Source organism: Streptomyces fragilis, from assembly GCF_003112515.1.
Lineage (GTDB): Bacteria > Actinomycetota > Actinomycetes > Streptomycetales > Streptomycetaceae > Streptomyces > Streptomyces fragilis.
In genome coordinates this window covers 37,899-56,822 of the sequence record NZ_BEVZ01000014.1, presented here as the reverse complement: position 1 = coordinate 56,822, position 18,924 = coordinate 37,899, and the positions used below count along the sequence as shown (strand labels likewise).

16 protein-coding genes are annotated in these 18,924 nt (G+C 74.4%); 5 read left to right on the top strand and 11 right to left on the bottom strand.

Annotated elements, in window-relative coordinates:
• The 7 genes from Sfr03f_RS29775 to Sfr03f_RS29745 form a co-directional block, all read right to left on the bottom strand.
• A partial coding sequence (locus Sfr03f_RS29775) for a PHP domain-containing protein (RefSeq protein ID WP_159105762.1) occupies positions 1-2,186 on the bottom strand: 2,186 nt, incomplete at its 3' end.
• A gap of 203 nt (positions 2,187-2,389) precedes the next feature.
• Positions 2,390-3,295, bottom strand: coding sequence for a S1 family peptidase (locus Sfr03f_RS29770; RefSeq protein ID WP_108957328.1), 906 nt, complete (start codon positions 3,293-3,295; stop codon positions 2,390-2,392).
• Positions 3,296-3,751: 456 nt separating this feature from the next.
• Complete coding sequence (locus Sfr03f_RS29765) at positions 3,752-4,348, bottom strand: GTP-binding protein (RefSeq protein ID WP_108957327.1); 597 nt, start codon at positions 4,346-4,348, stop codon at positions 3,752-3,754.
• Complete coding sequence (locus Sfr03f_RS29760; protein WP_108957326.1) at positions 4,332-4,658, bottom strand: DUF742 domain-containing protein; 327 nt, start codon at positions 4,656-4,658, stop codon at positions 4,332-4,334. Before Sfr03f_RS29760 ends, Sfr03f_RS29765 begins: the two co-directional genes overlap by 17 nt.
• An 11-nt stretch (positions 4,659-4,669) precedes the next feature.
• Positions 4,670-5,116, bottom strand: a complete 447-nt coding sequence (locus Sfr03f_RS29755; protein WP_108957325.1) for a roadblock/LC7 domain-containing protein — start codon at positions 5,114-5,116, stop codon at positions 4,670-4,672.
• Positions 5,113-7,602 carry a sensor histidine kinase gene (locus Sfr03f_RS31575; protein ID WP_281262853.1) on the bottom strand — a complete coding sequence of 830 codons (2,490 nt, stop codon included), beginning with the start codon at positions 7,600-7,602 and terminating at the stop codon, positions 5,113-5,115. The genes Sfr03f_RS29755 and Sfr03f_RS31575 overlap by 4 nt, the downstream gene beginning before the upstream one ends.
• A gap of 222 nt (positions 7,603-7,824) precedes the next feature.
• Positions 7,825-9,072: a DUF5685 family protein gene (locus tag Sfr03f_RS29745; RefSeq protein ID WP_108957324.1), complete on the bottom strand. Its 1,248-nt coding sequence runs from the start codon at positions 9,070-9,072 to the stop codon at positions 7,825-7,827.
• 335 nt (positions 9,073-9,407) lie between these two features.
• On the opposite strand from Sfr03f_RS29745, the gene Sfr03f_RS29740 reads away from it, so the two are divergent.
• Entirely contained in the window at positions 9,408-9,848 is a 441-nt protein-coding gene (locus Sfr03f_RS29740) for a cell division protein SepF (protein ID WP_108957323.1), read from the top strand.
• 143 nt (positions 9,849-9,991) lie between these two features.
• Here Sfr03f_RS29740 and Sfr03f_RS29735 read toward each other — a convergent pair whose 3' ends face one another.
• A complete protein-coding gene (locus Sfr03f_RS29735) occupies positions 9,992-11,737 on the bottom strand; it encodes an MFS transporter (RefSeq protein ID WP_108957322.1) in 1,746 nt (581 codons plus the stop codon).
• 220 nt (positions 11,738-11,957) lie between these two features.
• Between Sfr03f_RS29735 and Sfr03f_RS29730 the strand changes: the two genes are divergently transcribed.
• Both Sfr03f_RS29730 and Sfr03f_RS29725 read left to right on the top strand, forming a co-directional pair.
• Entirely contained in the window at positions 11,958-13,214 is a 1,257-nt protein-coding gene (locus Sfr03f_RS29730; protein WP_108957337.1) for a putative hexosyltransferase, read from the top strand.
• 210 nt (positions 13,215-13,424) lie between these two features.
• Positions 13,425-14,447, top strand: coding sequence for a phosphatase PAP2 family protein (locus Sfr03f_RS29725; protein WP_108957321.1), 1,023 nt, complete (start codon positions 13,425-13,427; stop codon positions 14,445-14,447).
• 19 nt (positions 14,448-14,466) lie between these two features.
• Here the strand turns inward: Sfr03f_RS29725 and Sfr03f_RS29720 are convergent, their stop codons facing one another.
• Complete coding sequence (locus Sfr03f_RS29720; RefSeq protein ID WP_108957336.1) at positions 14,467-14,682, bottom strand: I78 family peptidase inhibitor; 216 nt, start codon at positions 14,680-14,682, stop codon at positions 14,467-14,469.
• A 292-nt stretch (positions 14,683-14,974) separates the two neighbouring features.
• A complete protein-coding gene (locus tag Sfr03f_RS29715; protein ID WP_108957335.1) occupies positions 14,975-15,577 on the bottom strand; it encodes a LysM peptidoglycan-binding domain-containing protein in 603 nt (200 codons plus the stop codon).
• A 290-nt stretch (positions 15,578-15,867) separates the two neighbouring features.
• On the opposite strand from Sfr03f_RS29715, the gene Sfr03f_RS29710 reads away from it, so the two are divergent.
• On the top strand, positions 15,868-16,677 hold the full coding sequence (locus Sfr03f_RS29710; RefSeq protein ID WP_108957320.1) for a DUF8842 C-terminal domain-containing protein: 810 nt from the start codon (positions 15,868-15,870) through the stop codon (positions 16,675-16,677).
• A gap of 286 nt (positions 16,678-16,963) precedes the next feature.
• Entirely contained in the window at positions 16,964-17,341 is a 378-nt protein-coding gene (locus tag Sfr03f_RS29705; protein WP_308216789.1) for a hypothetical protein, read from the top strand.
• A gap of 89 nt (positions 17,342-17,430) precedes the next feature.
• On the opposite strand, the gene der is transcribed toward Sfr03f_RS29705, so the two are convergent.
• Positions 17,431-18,906 carry a ribosome biogenesis GTPase Der gene (der, locus tag Sfr03f_RS29700; RefSeq protein ID WP_108957318.1) on the bottom strand — a complete coding sequence of 492 codons (1,476 nt, stop codon included), beginning with the start codon at positions 18,904-18,906 and terminating at the stop codon, positions 17,431-17,433.
• Between the last annotated feature and the right edge of the window lie 18 nt (positions 18,907-18,924).

Sequence of the window (18,924 nt, the reverse complement as noted above, 5' to 3'; positions counted from 1 at the left end):
CCGCGCCGCACCCGGTCGGCCTCGCCCCGGCCGCAGCCCGTCATGACGGCCACGATGTCGATCAGCTGCTCGTGGAAGACCACCACGCCGTAGGTGCCGCGCAGCGCGGGCTCCAGGTCCGGGTGCGGGTAGCGGGCGGGGCTGCGGCCGTGGCGGCGCTCGATGAACGGCCGCACCATGTCGGCGGCGACCGGTCCGGGCCGGAACAGCGAGATGTCGACGACCAGGTCGTGGAAGGTCTCCGGCTGGAGCCGTCCGACCAGGTCGCGCTGGCCGGGTGACTCGATCTGGAAGCAGCCCAGCGTCTCGGTCGACCTGATCAGCCGGTACGTCTCCGGGTCGCCCTCGGGCACCGCGTCCAGGTCGATCCGCTCGCCGGACGCCCGCTCCACCTCGGCCACCGCGTGCGCCATCGCCGACTGCATCCGCACCCCGAGCACGTCCAGCTTGAGCAGGCCCAGGTCCTCGACGTCGTCCTTGTCGAACTGGGCCATCGGGAAGCCCTCCCCGCTGGTGGGCACCACCGGGGTGCGCCCGAGCAGCGTGGCGTCGGAGAGCAGCACTCCGCACGGGTGCATGGCGACCCCGCGGGGCAGCGCGTCCAGCGCCTCCACGAGGTCCCACATCCTGTCGTAGCGCCCGCCCGCCCCCTTCGGCCCCTTCGCCAGCTCCTTCAGCTCGGGCAGCTCCTCCAGGGCGGCGCGGGCGTCGCGGGCGCGGATGTGCGGGAAGGACTTGGCGATCCGGTCGATCTCCGCCGGGTCCATGGCGAGCGCCGCCCCGACGTCGCGGACCGCGTGCCGCACCCGGTAGGTCTCGGGCATGGCGACGGTGGCCACCCGCTCGCCGCCGAAGCGGTCGAAGATCTTCCGGTACACCTCCAGCCGGCGGGCGGACTCCACGTCGACGTCGATGTCCGGCAGCACCGCCCGGCGCTTGGACAGGAAGCGTTCCATCAGCAGCCCGTGCTCGACCGGGTCGGCGGAGGCGATTCCCAGCAGGTGGTTGACCAGGGAGCCGGCGCCGGAGCCGCGCGCGGCGACCCGGATGCCCATCTCCCGGACGTCGTCGACGACCTGGGCGACGGTGAGGAAGTAGGTGGCGAAGCCGTGGTGGGCGATGATGTCCAGCTCGTGGTGCATCCGCTCCCAGTACTCGCGCCGCCGGTCGTAGCCGCGCAGCACCATCCCGGCAGCCGCCCGCGAGGCCAGCACCCGCTGCGCGGTGCGCCGCCCGGCGCCGACCAGGTGCGGCTCGGGGAAGTGGACGCTGCCGATGCCCAGGTGCTCCCCGGGGTCGACCCGGCACTCCTCGGCGGTGGTCCGGGTGTGCTCGAGCAGCCGCCCTGCGGCGCGCGGGCCGAGCCCGGCGGCCTCGGCGACCCGCTCGGCGGCCTCCCGCATGGCGTCGGCGTCCTTGAGCCACGCCTGGCCCGAGTCCAGTCCCCGGGCCGGGTCGACGGGGACCAGGCGGCGGGCGGAGTCCAGCACGTCGGCGACCGGGCCCATGCCGGGGTCGGCGTAGCGGACGGCGTTGGTGAGTACCGGGCGCACGCCCTGCTCGGCGGCGAGCGCGAGGGTGCGGGCGGCCAGCCGCAGCGAGCCGTGCCCGGTGCCCTGGCGGCCGTGCCAGACGGTCTCCAGCCGCAGCGCGTCCCCGTACCGCTCGCGCCAGGCGGCGAGCAGGGGGGCGGCCAGGTCGGGGCGCCCGGCGGACAGGGCGCGGCCCACGTCGGAGTCGGGCCCCAGCAGGACGGTCACCCCCTCGGCGTACAGCGCCTCGGCGGGCAGCAGCGGGGCGCCGCCGCCCGCGTGGGCGGCGGTGATCAGGGCGCACACGCCGGCCCAGCCGCGGGCCCCGTCCCGGGCCAGGAAGGTCGCCCGGGGGGCTGACTCGTCGACGAAGGCACCACCGCGCACCGGTGTCCGGCGCCGCTCCGGCGACCGGCCGCCCCGTGCCGCCCCGGCCGGCGGCGCCACCGCGAGGTCCACGCCGAACAGCGGGCGGACGCCCTCCTTGGCGCAGGCCTTGGCGAACCGGACGGCTCCGGCCACGGTGTCCCGGTCGGTGAGGGCGAGCTCCCCCAGGCCCCGCTCACCGGCCCGCTCGGCCAGCCGCTCGGGGTGCGAGGCGCCGTGGCGCACGGAGAAGCCGGAGGCGGTGTGCAGGTGCGGGAAACCCGGCATGCGCACCTCCCGGCCTACCTGTCGAACCGCCTATCGAACAAACGTTCACCTACGTCTCCACCATAGACCACTTTCGCAACTCCGGGCGACCCGGGAGACACCCGTCACCCCCGCCCCGTCCCCGCCCCGAACAGCGGGAACCCCCCGCACGCCGGGCGTGCGGGGGGTTCCCCAGGAGGAGGGTGATGCGGAGGTGCGGCCGGTCAGAAGACCTTGACCCCGTACGCGTTCAGGGCCTCGACGACCGGCTGGAAGAAGGTCGTGCCGCCGCTGGAGCAGTTGCCGCTGCCGCCGGAGGTCAGACCGTAGGCGATGCCGCTGGTGGAGTACAGCGGGCCGCCGGAGTCGCCGGGCTCGGCGCAGACCGTGGTCTGGATCATGCCGTAGACGACGTCGCCGCCTCCGTAGTTCACGGTGGCGTTCAGCGCGGTGACCCGGCCGCTGTGGATGCCCGTGGTCGAGCCCCGGCGCGTGACGGTGGTGCCGACGCTGGGCGTCGCCGCGCTCTTGATGTCCACGCTGCCCACGCTGCCCGACTTGGTCACCGAGGAGTTGGTGTACCGGACGATGCCGTAGTCGTTGGTCGGGAAGCTGGTGCCGGCGGTGGAGCCGAGGACCGTGGTGCGTCCCGAGTTCGAGTACCAGGTGCCCGCGCCCTCGGTGCAGTGGCCGGCGGTCAGGAAGTAGTAGTTGCCGGCGCTGTCCTGGACGTTGAAGCCCAGCGAGCAGCGGCCCGACCCCGAGTAGATGGCGTCACCGCCGGAGATGTACTTCTGGAACTTGCCCGCGGTCCGCTTGATGGTCAGCGCGTCGGCCCTGTCGCCGGCCTCCGCCTTGATCTTGCTGATCTCCGCCTGGGACACCGTGCTGTCGACGGTGACGACCACCCGGTTGGTCTTGGCGTCGACCGCCCACGCGGTGCCCGGGACGTCGGCCTCCAGGACGGCGTCGCCGGCCGCGGTGAGTTCGCCGGAGCTGAAGGTCGTCACCTCGTCGGCGCTGGCGGACGGCACCGCGATCGCGGCGGCTGCCACCAGGCCGGTGGCCACGGCGAGCAGACGGGTTCGTCTCGTGACGCCGTTGCTGGGGGTGGTGCGCTTGATCCTCACTGGTCGTTCCTCCACTTGGGAAGTCGGGGGCCCGCTTGTGGGGGGCGCGGGCCCGTGAGGCGCAGTCGGGGACAGGGGCGCCCGGGGTGGCGGACACGCCGTGTTCCTGACAAGCGCTGCAGGGAGTATTCGGCCGCGCGACCGAGCGGCGCAAGGGTGCCTTTCGGTCGCCCGACGAGGACGGCGTCGCCAAGCGCATTCCCCGCCGGACGGGGCGACAGACCCACAGCTCAGCGAAACCCTGCGGATGCAGCAACGGGCGTTCGCCTGTTCCCCCTCCTCACTCAAGGTCCCATTCGCCCCTGGCCGGAACACGACCGTCCGTTCGGTAGGGAAGCCGTTTTCCCCCGCACATCGGCACAGGGACTTCACACCGCGGCCCCCGCAGGACCGGCCGTCGTCCCGGAACGTCCGGGACGACGGCCGGCGGTCGTCACGCCTCACCCGCCCCGCGCGTCACACCAGGGCGGCGGAACGCTCCCGCCCCGCGGTGCGCTCCCGGATGACCCGGTCCATCAGCACCACCAGGACGTCCCGCACCGAACGGCGGTCCCGGGCGTCGCAGTCCACCACCGGCACGTCGTCGCCCAGCCCCAGCGCCTCACGCACCTCGTCCAGCTCGAACCGGCGGGCCCCGGGGAAGTGGTTGACCGCCAGCACGAACGGGGCGCGCTGGGCCTCGAAGTAGTCCAGCGCCGGGAAGCAGTCCTCGATCCGGCGGGTGTCGACCAGCACCACGGTGCCGAGCGCCCCCTCCACCAGGTCGTCCCAGAGGAAGGAGAACCGGTCCTGGCCGGGCGTCCCGAACAGGTAGAGGGAGATCGCCGGGTTCAGCGTGATCCGGCCGAAGTCGAGCGCCACGGTGGTGGTGGTCTTGGACTCCACCCCGTCCAGGGAGTCGACGCCCACCGAGACCTGGGTGATCGCGGCCTCGGTGTCCAGCGGCTCGATCTCGGAGATGGCGCCGATGAACGTGGTCTTGCCGACCCCGAGTCCTCCGCTCACCACGATCTTGACGGCCAGCGGCACCATCTTGTCAGAGCGCCCGGACATGGTCCCTGATCCTTTCCAGCGTGTGGAGCGAGAGCTCCGCGGGTTGGCGGCAGGCGAGGTGCCCGACGGCGACCAGGTCGGAGATCAGCACCTTGGCGACCCCCAGCGGGACGCCCACCCGGTGCGCCACCTCGGCCACCGTCGTCGGGCTCGCGCACACCGCGGCGACCCGCTTCCGTTCGAACGTCAGCGACTCGTCCGGCGGGCGGACGGCGACCACCAGGGTCTCCAGCCGCAGGTCGCTCTGCGTGGGCTCCACCCGTCCACCGGTGATGATGAACGGTCTGACGAAGCTGTTGTCCTCTTCCATGGGCGTGCCGTTCACCGGGGCAGCGACTGGCGGAGATCGGCGATCAGGGCCGGCGTGAGCAGGTCACCCGCCCGTTCCGCGAGCACTGCCATCTCGTAGCCGACCAGGCCGAGTTCGCCGCTGCTGTCGGCGAGCACCCCGAGACAGCTGCCGTCCCGGATCGCCGAGACCAGCAGGAAGCCCCGCCCCATCTCGATCATGATGAGCTTCACCCCGTCGAAGCCGTACCGCCGCGAGGCGCTGCGCGCCAGGCTGGACAGCCCCGACACGATGGCCGCCAGGTGGTCGGCCTCGGTCCGGCCCAGTCCGTCGGAGACCGCGATCAGCAGGCCGTCCGAGGAGACCGCGACCGCGTCCCGCACACCGTCGGTGTTGCGGACGAAGGCCGCCAGCAGCCAGTTGAAGGTCTGCGAGTCCTGGGGGGCAGGAGCGGCGTTCTGGGTGGGAACAGTGGTCACTTCGCCTCGCCCTCGTCAGCCACGGCATCCTTCGGCGCCCAGGCGTCGGCACCCGTGCCGCGGTCCATGTCCCTCTCCTTCTCCTTCTGCACGCTGATCCCGCCCCGCAGGTGGGCGCTGCGCAGGGAGGAGAGCATCCCGGAGACCTGCTCCGGGGTGCGCTCCCGCTCCGGCGCCGGAGGCAGCGGCCGGGCGCCGGCCCGGTCCGTCTCGTCGACCGCGGCGCCGATGGCACTGCGCCGGGGGCGCTTGACCAGGCCGTTGCGGGTGCGGGCGGCGTCCGCGCCGCGGGCTGGTTCGGCCCGCCGCTCCCCCGGGCCCGCGGCCGGGGGTGCCGCGATCTGCGGGCGCGCGTGCCGGGGCGGCCGGGCCGCCTGGGGCGCGGGGCGGCCGTCCGCGGGCCGGCCGTCCGCGGTGACCGGCACCAGGTTGGTGCTCCCGCCCGGAGCGGGGGCCGCCGCCGCGGCGCGCGGCGCGGGCAGGACGGCCTTCTGGTCCAGCCGGCCGTCCACCACCACGTCGTCGTCCGGCGTGCCCGCCGGGCTCTTCGGCTCGGCGAGCAGCGCGGCGGGCAGCAGCACCCGGGCGACCACCCCGGCCGTCGGGGCCTCGCCCACCCGCACCTCGATCCCGCACTTGCGGGCCAGCGCGCCGACCACGAAGTGGCCCAGGAAGCGGCCCGGGTCGGCCATGAAGCTGGCCCGCCCGGAGAGCCGCACGTTGGCCTCGGCGAGCGCCTGGGCGTCCATGCCGAGTCCGTGGTCGACGATGGCGATCAGGTAGCCCGCGCTGGTGCGCCGGCCCTCGATCTCGACCTCCGACTCCGGGGGCGAGAAGTTCAGCGCGTTCTCGACCAGTTCGGCCAGCAGGTGGGCGATCTCCGCCACCACCGAGCCGGACACCCCGGCCGGCTCGATGCGCCGCAGCACCACCCGGCGGTACTCCTCGACCTCGGAGAGCGCCGCGCGCAGCACGTCGGTGACCGGCAGCGGCGTGGACCACGGGCGCGGGCTGGACTCTCCGGCCAGCACCAGCAGGCTCTCCGCGTTGCGCCGCATCCGGGTGGCCAGGTGGTCGAGCTCGAAGAGGTTGGCCAACGTCGCCGGGTCGGCGTCCTCGTGCTCCAGCTTGTTGATGAAGCTCAGCTGGCGGCGGACCAGGTTCTGGTTGCGGCGGCCCAGGCTGACCAGCGACTCGGTCGCGTTGCGGCGCAGCACGGCCTGCTCGGTGGCGAGGTCGAAGGCGGCCCGCTGGACCCGGTCGAAGGCCTCGGCCATCTCCAGCACCTCGACGCCGGCCTTCGGCGGCACGCGCAGCGGCTCGGGCGGCTCGGGCGCCTCGCGCAGGTTGCTGTTCTGGATCGCGGCGACCGCCAGCGGCAGTCGCTTCCCGGCCACCTCGCGGGCCTGCTGGGCGAGATCGGCGAGCGGGCCGGAGACGGTGCGGACGCAGTCGAGGGCGAGCGCGCCGAGCGCCGCGACGGTCACCAGCGCCAGCAGACCGAACAGCACCAGGTCCTCGCCGGCGTCGCTCTCCAGGTCGGAGGCCCGGCTCTCCACGTCGTGGCCGAGCGAGACCTGCACCTCGCGCAGGCCGTCGATGGTGGAGGTGGTGGTGCTCCACCAGGCGGTGGGCGGGATCTCAGCGGCGTCGAGCAGGCCGCCGCCGCGCACCGCACGGCGCTCGTACCACTGGCTGCGCCGGGCGTCGGGCGTGCTCAGCGCGGCGTCCAGCCGGCGCTCCTGCGCGGAGGAGGCCACCGAGGGGAAGGCGGCCAGCGACGCGAGGCGGCCGGCCCTGATCTCCAGGAAGCGGCCGTGGTCGTCGCCGTGGAACCGGCCGGCGGTCACCGCCCCGAGCAGCAGCGCCCGCTCCTGGCCCGCGAGCTCCTTGGCGTCACCAAGGAACCGCAGCGCCCGGCCCGCGTCGTAGAGGGTGTGGTCGCGCACCTCGTCGAGGCCGAGGTCGAGCCGGTCGAGCGCGCCGATGGTGGACGTGAAGTAGGCGAACGCCTCCTGGACGTGGACGCTCCGCCGGTCGGCCTTCGCACGGATGCCGCCCAGCGCGCCGAGCCGGCCGAGGGCCTCGCGGACCGCGTCCGCGCGCCGCTCGTCCGAGTGCCCCCGCAGTGCCTGGTCGAGCACGGCGCGCGCCGTGTCGGTGGCCTTGCGCTGCGCGGGCAGCCGGTCCCTGAACTCCCGCACGCCGCCCAGGTGCCCGGCGGTGAGACTGCGTTCCTTCTGCAGCTCGTGGACCAGCCCCTGCAGGGTGATCTCCAGGCGGGCGTTGTCCGCCGTGGCGGAGGCGTCCCGGAAGGTCGCGATCCGCTCGGCCGCCGCGGTGCCGAGGAGGGCCAGCAGGACGGCGAGAGCCAGAATCAGGACCCTGAGAAGCCTGGTGCGAAGGGAGCGGGGGGCCTTCCGGCCCGTCCCGCCGCGGGCGGCGCGCAGACGCGCGGCGGCCGATGTCGGTGTGACTGCGTCCACTGAGGTGCCTTAAGGGGGAGGCGAGTTGGTCGGAGGAAGAGAAATGGTTCTGCCTCCGACCCAACGACACCGGTGGCCCTGGGTTACCGGACCGGCGGGGTTTTTATCCCATCGTGGACGCCTCCGCCCCCCGAAGCGCAGGTGGCCGCGGAGGCCCGGTGCCCACCCCGGTCATCACGGAGATGACGCAGCGTCACCTCGGTGCCACCGTGCCGCCGCCGCTCAGCAGTTGCAGCCGCAGTCGCAGCAGTCGCACCCGCCGCCGTCGCCGTCTCCCCCGCAGCAGCCGCAGCAGTTGCATCCGCAGTCGCAGCAACTGCCGTCGCACTGGCCGCACCAGCCCTCCCGGCGCCGGCGCGACCACGGGCCCTCGAACTCGTCGGCGCAGCAGACCTGGCAGGTGCAGAGCAGCCCGACGGCGGCCGCGCAGCCCGCCCAGAACCCGCGGCCCGGCCGGTGCGGCGGCTGTCCGCCGGCCGGACTGCCGGGTCCGTGGGGGCCCTGCGGTCCCGGCGGCGCGTACGGACCCTGCGGCGCCTGCGGGCCCGGGCCGTGGGGCGGTCGCGGCGGCCCGTACCCCTCGACGGCGTGGCCGGCGGCGGTGTGCGCGCAGGAGGGGGTGCCGAAGGTGCGGTCGACCGAACGTTCCAGCTCATGGGCGAGCAGCCGGTGGACGAGGCGGCCGTCGGTGAACTCGGCGTCGCGCAGGGCGAGCCGCACACCGCGCACCGCGTCCTCGGCCAGGCGGCGGGCGTCCTCGCGCGAGGTCCCGGTGGCGGTGAGCGGGTTCCAGGCGCCCGAGGCCGCGTCGGCCGCCTGGTCCTCGACCGCGTCGAGGAGGTGGGCCAGGCGGCCGAAGAGCCGGCCGGCCTCGGCGAGCGGCGCCGCGTTGGCGGGGCGTCCGGCCAGCACGGCGGTGTGCGCGAAGGCAGCGGCGGTGGCCGTCTCGGTGGGCTCGGTGACGGTCAGGATCGGGGTGCCGGGTCCGGCCAGGCGTTCCAGCCCGGCCTGCCGGTCCACGGCGTCCAGGAGGACGGCGGTGTCGAAGCCGACGGTGGTGGCGGTGCGCGCGCCCGCGGCCGTCCAGTTGGCGGCGACCCGGCGGGCGGCGAGGGCCACCGGACGGCGGGCCAGCAGCCCGTCGCCGTCGGCCATGTGGTCGCGGACCTTGGCCGAGGCGAGCACCAGCGAGACGGCGGCGGCGAGCCTGGCCCCCTCGCCCCTGGCCACCGAGGCGGTGCGCATCCCGCGCAGCGGGCAGGGCCCTGCGGTGCGGCGTCCGGTCCCAACCCGCTCCGCCTGAGCCTCCGTCAGCACGGATATCAGCAGGCCGTCGTAGTTCGTCACCACGCGGGCGAACTGGCCTTGCTCGCCGCGCAGGGCCAGGCACAGCCCGCACAGGTGCGCCGTCCACTCCGCGGCGAGGCGCTCCCCGAGCCGGTGACGGCAGGGCCGCACCATTCCGAACATCGTGACTCCCCCTCAGATGCCCGCGGCCCCCGTGGCGCGGGTCTCCTTGCGCCCCCTGTATCTACGGGCGACTTCCGAGATCGTAAGGGGGTAGGTGGTTCACCCGGAGGCACCACATCTCACTCGTTCGCCGCGAAGAATATTATTTCACTCCCAATCACCAATCGTGTAGGGCAAGTCCCTTGGGATACACGGAGTCTGTACGTATCCACCGCGCACCGGTACCGTCACAAACCCCCTGCGCGGTGTCCGTCCACTTGGCACGTTGTCCGACTCATGGACGACGATAGGGATTGCGGATAGCGAGAGAGAGACCGCAGCGAGAGGAGGCGTCCATGGGATCGGTGCGCAAGGCGAGTGCCTGGCTTGGCCTCGTCGACGACAGCGATGACGAGCGCTACTACGAAGACGACGACTACGCCGAGGGCCCGGAGTCCGAGGACGCCTGGGTCACCGACCCGCGGGTCAAGATCGCGGCCGAGCCGGCCGAGGACAGAGGCCGCAGGATCGGCACCGTCACCCCCGACAGCTTCCGGGACGCCCGGGCCATCGGCGAGCTCTTCCGTGACGGCGTCCCCGTGGTCATGAACCTCACGGCGATGGACGCCGCGGACGCCAAGCGCGTGGTGGACTTCGCGGCGGGTCTGATCTTCGGCCTGCGCGGATCCATCGAGCGGGTCGCCAACCGGGTCTTCCTGCTCACGCCGGCCCACACCGAGATCGTCAGCGGTGAGACCGCCCCGGGCGCCCGGGACGCCTTCTTCAACCAGAGCTGAGGCGGGGCCGCTCACCGGGACCCGGTGAGCGCCCCGCCCGGTACCGTCCTCCCCGCCCGGGTGCCTCCCCGGGTGCCTCCGGGCGCCGGATCGCGGCCGTCACGGCCCTCGTGTGCCCCGGCGGACCCGCGCCCTCGCGGCTCTCAGGCGGAGACGCGCGGTTGCCGCGACGACGGCTCCTTCTTCTCCCGGGGCTCCGGCACGGTGGCCTCCGGCCCCTGTCCGCCCCCGGCCTCCGCACCGTCCGCCCTCCCGGCGGCCTCGGCCGCGTCCTCCCCGGCGTCCGCGTTCTCGGCGCCTCCGTCCGCGTCCTCCGCGGCACCGTCCATGGGCGGCTCCTCGCGCATCTCCCGCGGCAGGCGCAGCGCCGCCAGCGCGCCCAGCAGCAGCAGTCCGGCGCTGACCAGCAGGGTCACGTGCAGCCCGTGCACGAACGCCTCCCTGGCGGCGGTCCACAGGGTCTGCCCCGCGACGCCGCCCAGGCCGCCCGCGACCTCGTATGCCTCCCCGATGGAGTGGCCCGCCGCCGCGGAGGCGTGCCCCGGCACCCCGGGCACCGAGGAGACGCCGGGTCCGTAGGACGCGTTCATCACGCTGCCCAGCAGGGCGATGCCCAGGCCCGCGCCGAGCTGGTAGGAGGTCTCGCCGATCGCCGCGGCGCCTCCGGCCTCGCGCTCTGGGGCCTCGCTGAGCATCGACTCGTAGGCGCCGAAGAGCGTGGTCTCCAGCCCGAGCCCGAGCAGCACGAAACCGCACAGCAGCAGCGCCGGGTTGTCCTGGGTGCCCATCGGCAGGAGCGTCAGCACCGCGCCCGCGGTGAGCACGAAGCCGGCCGCCACCATGACCCGCGGACCGAGCCTGCGCAGCAGCCGCGCCCCGGCGAGACCGGCCGCCATGGCGGCCAGGGTCAGCGGCAGCATCCGCAGACCGGTCTCCAGCGGGGACAGCCCCAGCACCAGCTGGAGGTACTGCGCCGCGATGAGTTCCAGGCCCACCAGCGCCAGCATGGCGAGCACGATGCAGCCGATGGAGGTGCCGAAGGCCGGCCGCGCGAACAGCCGCATGTCGATCAGCGGGTGCTCACGCCTCCGCTGGCGCCGCACGAACAGCACCAGGAGCAGGGCGCCCGCGAGCAGCGGGCCCCAGGTCAGCGGCGACAGCGGCGCGATGCCGCCGCCCAGCCGCTTGACGCCGTAGACCGCCGCGAAGAGGCCGACCGCGGCGGTCAGCGCGCCGGTCACGTCCCAGGGCCCCTCGCGGCGGCCCCGGGACTCCGGCAGCAGCAACCGTCCGACCGGCAACGCGACCAGCATCAACGGGATGTTGATCAGGAAGACCGAGCCCCACCAGAAACGCTCGAGCAGGAAGCCGCCCAGCAGCGGTCCGACCGCCGCGCCCACGGCCGCGACCGCGCTCCAGATGCCGATGGCCAGCGCCCGCTCGCGCCGGTCGGGGAAGACCTGACGGAGCAACGACAGCGTGGCGGGCATGATCATCGCGCCGCCCACACCGAGCAACGCCCGCGCCGCGATGAGCACCTGGGCGTTGTCCGCGCAGGCGGCCACGCCCGAGGCGATGCCGAAGAGGGCGTAGCCCAGCAGCAGGACCCGCCGTCGTCCCACCCGGTCGCCCAGGGTGCCGAAGAGGATCAACAGCGAGGCGCAGACGAGGGGATAGACGTCGACGGTCCACAACAGCTGGGTGGCGGACGGCCGGAGGTCCTCGGTGACCGCGGGCACCGCGACGTGGAGCACGGTGGCGTCCACGGCGACGAGCAGCAGGCTGACGCAGAGGACGACGAGGACGATCCAGCGGTTGGCGCCGGCCCCGGCCGCCCGGCGGGCGCGGTGCCTTGTGGCCTTCGCGCCGGACACGGTCGTCCCGGACATGTGCGTACCTCCCAGAATTGCTCGCGTCCGGCGGCCCCCGAGGCCGCTCGACCGGCCCGCTCGACGAAGACGAGTGATTCGCCAGAGTACGCGAGTTCACGCCGGTGGCACGTGGTGGAGCTCTCACCCCGGGACAGGCCGGCTGTGGTGTGCGCCACTGCCCGGACCCGGTGGGGGCAACGGCCGGACGGGGGGCCGGGCGCCGCCGATAATCGTGCCCGTGACCGATCTCGACACGCCTGCCGCGCGTCCGGCGGCCGGGCGGGCCCGTGGCGTCGGGGCGGCCACGGCGCTGCGCCGGGCAGCGCCCGCCCTCGCCGGATACGCCGCCGTCCGTCTGCTGGGTCTGGTGGGGCTGGCGGTGTGGGCCGCCGCGCGGGACGTCGATCCCCTGGTGCGGCTCACCGCGCGCTGGGACGCGATCTGGTACGCCCGGATCGCGGAGTCGGGCTACGGCTACACGGTCCGGCTGCCCGGCGGCGACGTGCACGCCGATCTCGCCTTCTTCCCGCTGCTGCCGTGGCTGGAGCGGGGCGTCGCGGCGGTGAGCCCGCTCTCGTACGGCGAGGCCGGTCTCCTGGTGAGCCTGGTGGCCTCGCTCGCGGCCGCCTGGGGGATCTTCGCCGTCACGGACCTGGTGCTGGGCCGGCGGGCCGGGGTGTGCGCGGCGGTGCTCTGGGGCGCCCTGCCGGTCGGGATCGTGCAGTCGATGGCGTACAGCGAGTCGCTGTTCACCGCGCTGGCCGCCTGGTCGCTGTACGCGGTGCTCACCGGACGCTGGACGCTCGCGGGGGCCCTGGCGCTCGCGGCGGGACTGACCCGGCCGGTCGGCCTGGCGGTGGCCGCCGCGGTGTGGGCCGGAGCCGTTGCCTCCTTCGTGCGGGACCGGAGCGCGGCCGCCGCGGACGGCGCACCGGACGGGGCGCGCGACCTTCACGCCGTGCGCGCCGGGCTCGACCTCTCACGTGAGGGCGCGGGCAACTGGTCGCGCGCCCTCGGAATGCTGCTGGCTCCCCTGGGTGCCGCCGGCTACGTCCTGTGGGTCGGCCGGCGCACCGGAGAGGGCCTCTTCGGGTACCTGGACGTCCAGGCCGGCTGGCGCAACGGCTTCGACGGGGGCGTCGCCTTCGCCCGCTTCGTGGCGGACCTGTTCGACTCCCTCCCCGGCGCCCTGGCCGGGCTCGCGCTGATCGCGGGGGTGGGGCTGGTGGGGTGGCTCCTGCTGGCGGGGGTGCGCGCCCGGCTGCCGCTCCCGCTGCTGGTCCACGGCTTCCTGGTGACGCTGCTGGCCTTCGGCGCGTCCAGCTACTTCGGCTCCAAGCCCCGGCTGCTGGTGCCCGCCTTCCCCCTGCTGCTCCCGGTCGCCGGGGCCGCCGCCCGGGCCCGCCCGGCCCTGACGGCCGCGCTCCTGGGGCTCGCGGCGGCGGCCTCGGCGGTCTACGGAGGCCTCTGGCTGACCGGCTCGGGACCGCCGTGAATTCCGCCACGTCGCGGCGACGGGAAAACAAATGCGAACCCCACCTGTTTCCCCGGAATGAACGCTCAATTCCCCCTGCGGTGAGCGGGAATCGTCGCCGCGGTGAATTCCCGGACAAGTGGCCGCGTGAGAGCTACCCCACATCACATGGTCATCACAAACACCTTGATCCGTTCGGGTCGCGCCCTCACTCGCTGTAACGTCGATTGGGTGCGTACCGAACGAAGCCTCACCCGTCTGGACCGGGTGTTCGCGCGTCTGGACCGGGAGCCCGAGCGGCCGGTCCAGCTCGGCATGCCCCGGATGAGCCGTCACCGGTACGCACTCGTCGCCGCCTGCCTGGCCGCCTACGCCGCCATCGTCTGGGCCGTGATCACCACCTCGTGGCTGGTCCGCCTGGACTGGCGGGTCATGTTCTTCCGGCCCTACCAGCAGTGGCCCGAGATCCACGCGTGGCTGGACTACTACGTCGTCCTGGGCCAGCGCGGGCCGACGGCGGTGATGGTGGCGGCCTGGCTGGGCTGGCGCTCCTGGCGCCAGCACACCCTGCGCCCGCTGATCACCCTCGCCATCTCGCTGCTGCTCCTGAACGTCACGGTCGGCGCCGCGAAGATCGGCATGGGCCGGCTGGGGCCGCACTACGCCACGACCATAGGCTCCAACGAGATGTGGCTCGGCGGGGACATCTTCCCCAGCGGCCACACCGCGAACGCGGTGGTGACCTGGGGCATCCTCGCCTACCTGGCCTCGAGCCCGCGGGCCCGGCGCTGGCTGTCCGCGCTCTCCGCGGTGATGTCCCTGGGCGTCGGCCTGACCACCGTCTACCTCGGCACCCACTGGCTGAGCGACGTGCTGCTCGGCTGGGTGGCCGGCCTGCTGATCCTGCTGGCGCTGCCCCTCTTCGAGCCTCTGGGCGCCCGTGCCGAGCGGTGGATCCTCGGCCTGCGCGACGCGGTGTGGACGCGGCTCGCCCGCCGCTTCGGCAAGGACCGGGCCCCTTCCGCCCCGGTGGCCGGTCCCTCCGGTCTGGCCGCGCCGTTGCGCCGCACCGCCCCCCTGGGCGCCGACGCGGGCCATGCGCGCCGGGGCCCGTTCCTGCTGTCCTCCGGGCCGCACGGGGCGCGTCCCGAGCGGGGCCCGTCGACCACGCCGGGAGGCGGCCGCCGTCCGGCCTCGGCGCACACGGACGCCACGGGCCGCCCCAAGCCGTCCTCGGCCCGCCCGGTCGCCTGAAGACCCCTCCGGTCGCGCGTCAGCCCTTCCAGCAGCGGATCACCCGCCCCCCGTCGACCTCGAGGTTCAGCCGGCCGACGCGGTACTCCAGCGTGATGATCGCGCCCGGCGGCAGCGTGCGGACCGTCTGCCAGCCGCGCTCGCGGGCCCGGCTTCCGGCCTCCTCGGCGTCCATGCCGACGTAGGCGTCGGTGGGGTCCTGGGGCTCTTCGCCCGGGGTGGGAATCGTTGCCATGACCGCCACGCTAGGCGGTGCCCGTCCCCCGGGAAACCCCGGCGCGAAGATCGCCGGCAAAGCTCCCCCTGTCACACTTCTGTCACGGATCGGCCCTCGGCCACCGGCCCTGCCGCGTCACCCGTTCGAGCGATCCGCACAGGTATCCGGAACTGCGCCGATATCCATTTCCGCACCTTTCGGGACTTCCCTGTCCCGGGGCCTCGGAATGGGCGCGGACCACCGCCCGAATTAGCTCCGGCGCCATTGCCGCGCCCGCCCGCGGAAGGTGGGGAAATGGCCGGAAATCAGCTCACGTCTCCTCCAGCGGCGGCCCGAACAGCTCACCGGCCGCCTTGGGCTCGGCGTCCCCCGGCAGCTTCAGGAAGGTCCCCGCGATCAGCCGGGCCGGGTCCGCGCCGAGCAGTGAGCGGTTGAGCCGGTACAGGGTCCGCCAGCCGCCGGCCACCCGGTACTTCCTGGCCACCGCGGCCAGCGTCTCGCCGCGCTTCACGACGTGCATCCGTCCCTTGAGCCCGTACCGCGCCGAGCAGACCGGCCAGGCGCCCCAGCCCTGCGAGGCGAGCACCTTCTCGGCGACCAGGATCTGCTGCCGCTTGGTGGCCAGGTCCGCCCGGGCCGCGTAGGCGCCGCCGCCGAAGGCCACCCAGGTGGAGTGCTTGAACTGCAGGCCGCCGTAGAAGCCGTTGCCCGTGTTGACGTGCCAGCGGCCGCCGCTCTCGCAGTCGGCGACGCACTCCCAGGGCCAGCGGTCCGGCGGACAGGGCCTCGGGGCCCGCGCCGGCGGACCGGGCGCGCCCTCGGGGCCGGGGGACGGCGTGCAGGAGGCCAGGGAGGCCGCAAGGGCGAGGAGGGCCGAGGAGGCGGCCGTCCGGACGGGCCGCGACCTTCTCATGATCGACACACGGGGCACCGGCCGAGGCTAGGGCCCGGCGCCCGGCGTACCCGGCCGCGCCGCGCCTGCGCCCGCCGCGTCCACCCCTTCGGCCCACCTTCCGCCCACCGTCCGGCCGCGGGCGGCGCGCGCCGCCCGCGGCCCGTGCGGGCGCGGCGTTCCGGCCCCGGATTCGGATTCCCGTTCGCCGTCGGCCGTTACCCCCGCCCCGCGCGGTCCGTTGTTCCCAGAGCGAGCCGGGATGCCCGGCCCGCTTCCGTCCACCCATGTCCTTCCCGAGGGAGCCACCCGTGCCGCGCATGCTCGATGTCAGCGACGACGTACGCGCCGAGATCGGTGACGAAGAGGCCGACCGGCTGCTTGCCGGAGACAACGCCCCCGGCAGTTACGACTGCACCTCCTGCCGCACGCCCGGCGACACCGGCCAGGAGCACACCAGCACCGTCCTGTTCGTCGGCGACGAGACCGCCGTGCTCGCCTTCGCGCACGCCGGCTGCCTGCCCTCCCAGGTGGTGCGGGTGACCGACGAGCAGCTGCAGGGCGCCGTACGCCAGGCCGGGGGCGTGCCCGAGCAGGCGTCGGCCGCCCCGCCGACCGTCGACGCCGGGGCCGCGCAGGCCGCGCCGGAGCAGGCTGTGCTGGGGGTGACCAGCGGGCTGGTGCTGATCAACGGCGAACTGCACGCCGCGATCGTGGTCGAGCCCACCTCGGCCATCGCCCGCCCGGGCAACACCGGCCCGGGCGACGAGTTCCTGCCGCTGCTGACCGAGCAGGGCTTCCAGCCGGTGGCGGACCTCAACCAGGTCCCGCCGGTGCTGCACGGCTGGTCGGTGCTGCTCGCCATGGGTCAGCTGCACGCGGTGCTGCAGCCGGGCGTGGGCGGCGGCGCCCCGGTCGCCTGGTGGCAGGCGCACCGCCCGCTGCAGGCCACCGACGGCTGGCGCACGGCGGCCAACAAGAACCAGCAGGTGCTGATGTTCGCCGCCCCGGTCGGCTCGATCGGCCGTCAGCCGCGTGAGGACCTGCTGCGCGGCGCCCTGGACCGTGCGGCGTCCAACGGCGTCCTGGTGGGTGCGGCGCTCCCCCTGGCGGGCATCTGAGGTCCGTGGCGCGGGCCTCGTGCGCCCGGGCGTGACCCGCCCGGCGTGCGCGGAGCGCGCGGGGCCCGGTCGCGCACGCGCTCGAGTGGAGCTTCACTCCCCCGGGTGACCTGCGAATTCCCCGTGTTGCCCGCATCCGTTGGGCTGCGGGGTCGTTTGTCGTTACGTGCACGCTTACGAGGTATCCCGACGTCAGCCTTTCCCCTCCATCCCTTCCGCCCGCCCGGCGCATGCCGCGTACAGCCCGTCGTCGACGCCGATCTACGACGCCCTGTACGCGGAGTACGTGAAGTCCTTCCGTACCCTGCCGGGCGACCGCAGCGGCGAGGAGCGCCTCGCCTTCGGCGGTCCGTGGCGGTACGGGCACGGCGGTGGCGGCGGCTTCACGGGCGGCTACGCCTCGAGCGCCTACGCGGCGCGGCACACCACGGAGCCGCCGGCCCCCTCCCCCTGGCAGCGGGTCGGCAGGCTGGCTCACGGCGGGGCGCGTCCCGACGCCGGGCAGGCGCCTCACCCGCCGGAGCCCTCCCAGCCCTCCCAGGCCTCGCCGGACCCCACGGGTTCCGTCGAGGTCTCCTGGCGGCCCGGGCCGCCGGGCGGGCCGTCGGGGCGGCACAAGGCCCCGCAGGCGGCCCTGCCCCCGGCCCCCCGCGCGGCCGAGTGAGCGCCCGGCGGGTCACCGCGGACGACGCGAAGGGCGGCTCCCCCTGAGGGGAGCCGCCCTTCGGGCGTTCTCACGTGCTGGTCACGCGGTCACTTCTTCTTGGTGCCCCGCTTCTCGCGGACCCGGACCGACATGTGGATCGGGGTGCCCTCGAAGCCGAACTCCTCGCGCAGCCGGCGCTCGATGAACCGGCGGTAGCCGGCCTCGATGAAGCCGGAGGCGAAGAGCACGAACCGCGGCGGCTTGGTGCCGGCCTGGGTGCCGAAGAGGATGCGCGGCTGCTTGCCGCCCCGGACGGGGTGGGGGTGAGCGGCCACCAGTTCGCCGAGGAAGGCGTTGAGACGGCCGGTCGGAACGCGGGTCTCCCAGCCGGCCAGCGCGGTCTCGATGGCGGGGACCAGCTTCTCCATGTGGCGGCCGGTCCGGGCGGAGACGTTGACCCGCGGGGCCCAGGCGACCTGGCCGAGCTCGGTCTCGATCTCGCGCTCGAGGTAGTAGCGGCGCTCCTCGTCGAGGGTGTCCCACTTGTTGAAGGCGAGCACCACGGCGCGGCCGGCGTCGACGGCCATGGTGACGATCCGCTGGTCCTGCACCGAGATGGACTCGGAGGCGTCGATCAGGATGACCGCGACCTCCGCCTTCTCGACGGCGGCGGCAGTGCGCAGCGAGGCGTAGTAGTCGGCGCCCTGCTGGAGGTGGACGCGCTTGCGGATGCCCGCCGTGTCGACGAACTTCCAGGTCACGCCGCCCAGCTCGATGAGTTCGTCGACCGGGTCGCGGGTGGTGCCGGCGAGCTCGTTGACGACGACGCGCTCCTCGCCCGCCACCTTGTTGAGCAGGGAGGACTTGCCGACGTTGGGGCGGCCGATCAGGGCGATGCGGCGGGGGCCGCCGACGACGCCGCCGAAGGCCTGCTCGGGCGCCTCGGGGAGCGCCTCCAGCACGGCGTCGAGCATGTCGCCGGTGCCGCGGCCGTGGAGGGCGGAGACGGGGTGGGGCTCGCCGAGGCCCAGGCTCCACAGGTAGGAGGCGTCGGCCTCGCCGCTGGGGCCGTCGACCTTGTTGGCGCAGAGCACGACGGGCTTGCCGGCCTTGCGGAGCAGGCGGACGACGGCCTCGTCGGTGTCGGTGGCGCCGACCTTGGCGTCGACCACGAAGACCACCGCGTCGGCGGCCTCGATGGCGTACTCGGCCTGGGCGGCGACGGAGGCGTCGATGCCCAGGACGTCCTGCTCCCAGCCGCCGGTGTCGACCACCTTGAAGCGGCGGCCGGCCCACTCGGCCTCGTAGGTGACGCGGTCGCGGGTGACGCCGGGCTTGTCCTCGACGACCGCCTCGCGGCGGCCGATGATGCGGTTCACCAGCGTGGACTTGCCGACGTTGGGGCGGCCGACGACGGCGAGGACGGGGAGCGGGCCGTGTCCGGCCGCGTCGATCGCGCCCTCGACCTCCTCGACGTCGAAGCCCTCTTCCGCGGCGAGCTCCATGAACGCCGCGTACTCGGCGTCGCCAAGCGCCCCGTGCTCGTGCTCGGCCGAGCCGTCGGGCTGGATCTGGTCGTTCATGAAGTCGGTACCTCGTTG

Bases quoted from the DNA above. Each gene is read 5' to 3' on its own strand.
- Sfr03f_RS29765 (WP_108957327.1), bottom strand. From the start codon at position 4,348: ATGTCCGGGCGCTCTGACAAGATGGTGCCGCTGGCCGTCAAGATCGTG.
- Sfr03f_RS29760 (WP_108957326.1), bottom strand. From the start codon at position 4,658: ATGGAAGAGGACAACAGCTTCGTCAGACCGTTCATCATCACCGGTGGA.
- Sfr03f_RS29745 (WP_108957324.1), bottom strand. From the start codon at position 9,072: ATGTTCGGAATGGTGCGGCCCTGCCGTCACCGGCTCGGGGAGCGCCTC.
- Sfr03f_RS29740 (WP_108957323.1), top strand. From the start codon at position 9,408: ATGGGATCGGTGCGCAAGGCGAGTGCCTGGCTTGGCCTCGTCGACGAC.
- Sfr03f_RS29735 (WP_108957322.1), bottom strand. From the start codon at position 11,737: ATGTCCGGGACGACCGTGTCCGGCGCGAAGGCCACAAGGCACCGCGCC.
- Sfr03f_RS29720 (WP_108957336.1), bottom strand. From the start codon at position 14,682: ATGGCAACGATTCCCACCCCGGGCGAAGAGCCCCAGGACCCCACCGAC.
- Sfr03f_RS29715 (WP_108957335.1), bottom strand. From the start codon at position 15,577: ATGAGAAGGTCGCGGCCCGTCCGGACGGCCGCCTCCTCGGCCCTCCTC.
- der (WP_108957318.1), bottom strand. From the start codon at position 18,906: ATGAACGACCAGATCCAGCCCGACGGCTCGGCCGAGCACGAGCACGGG.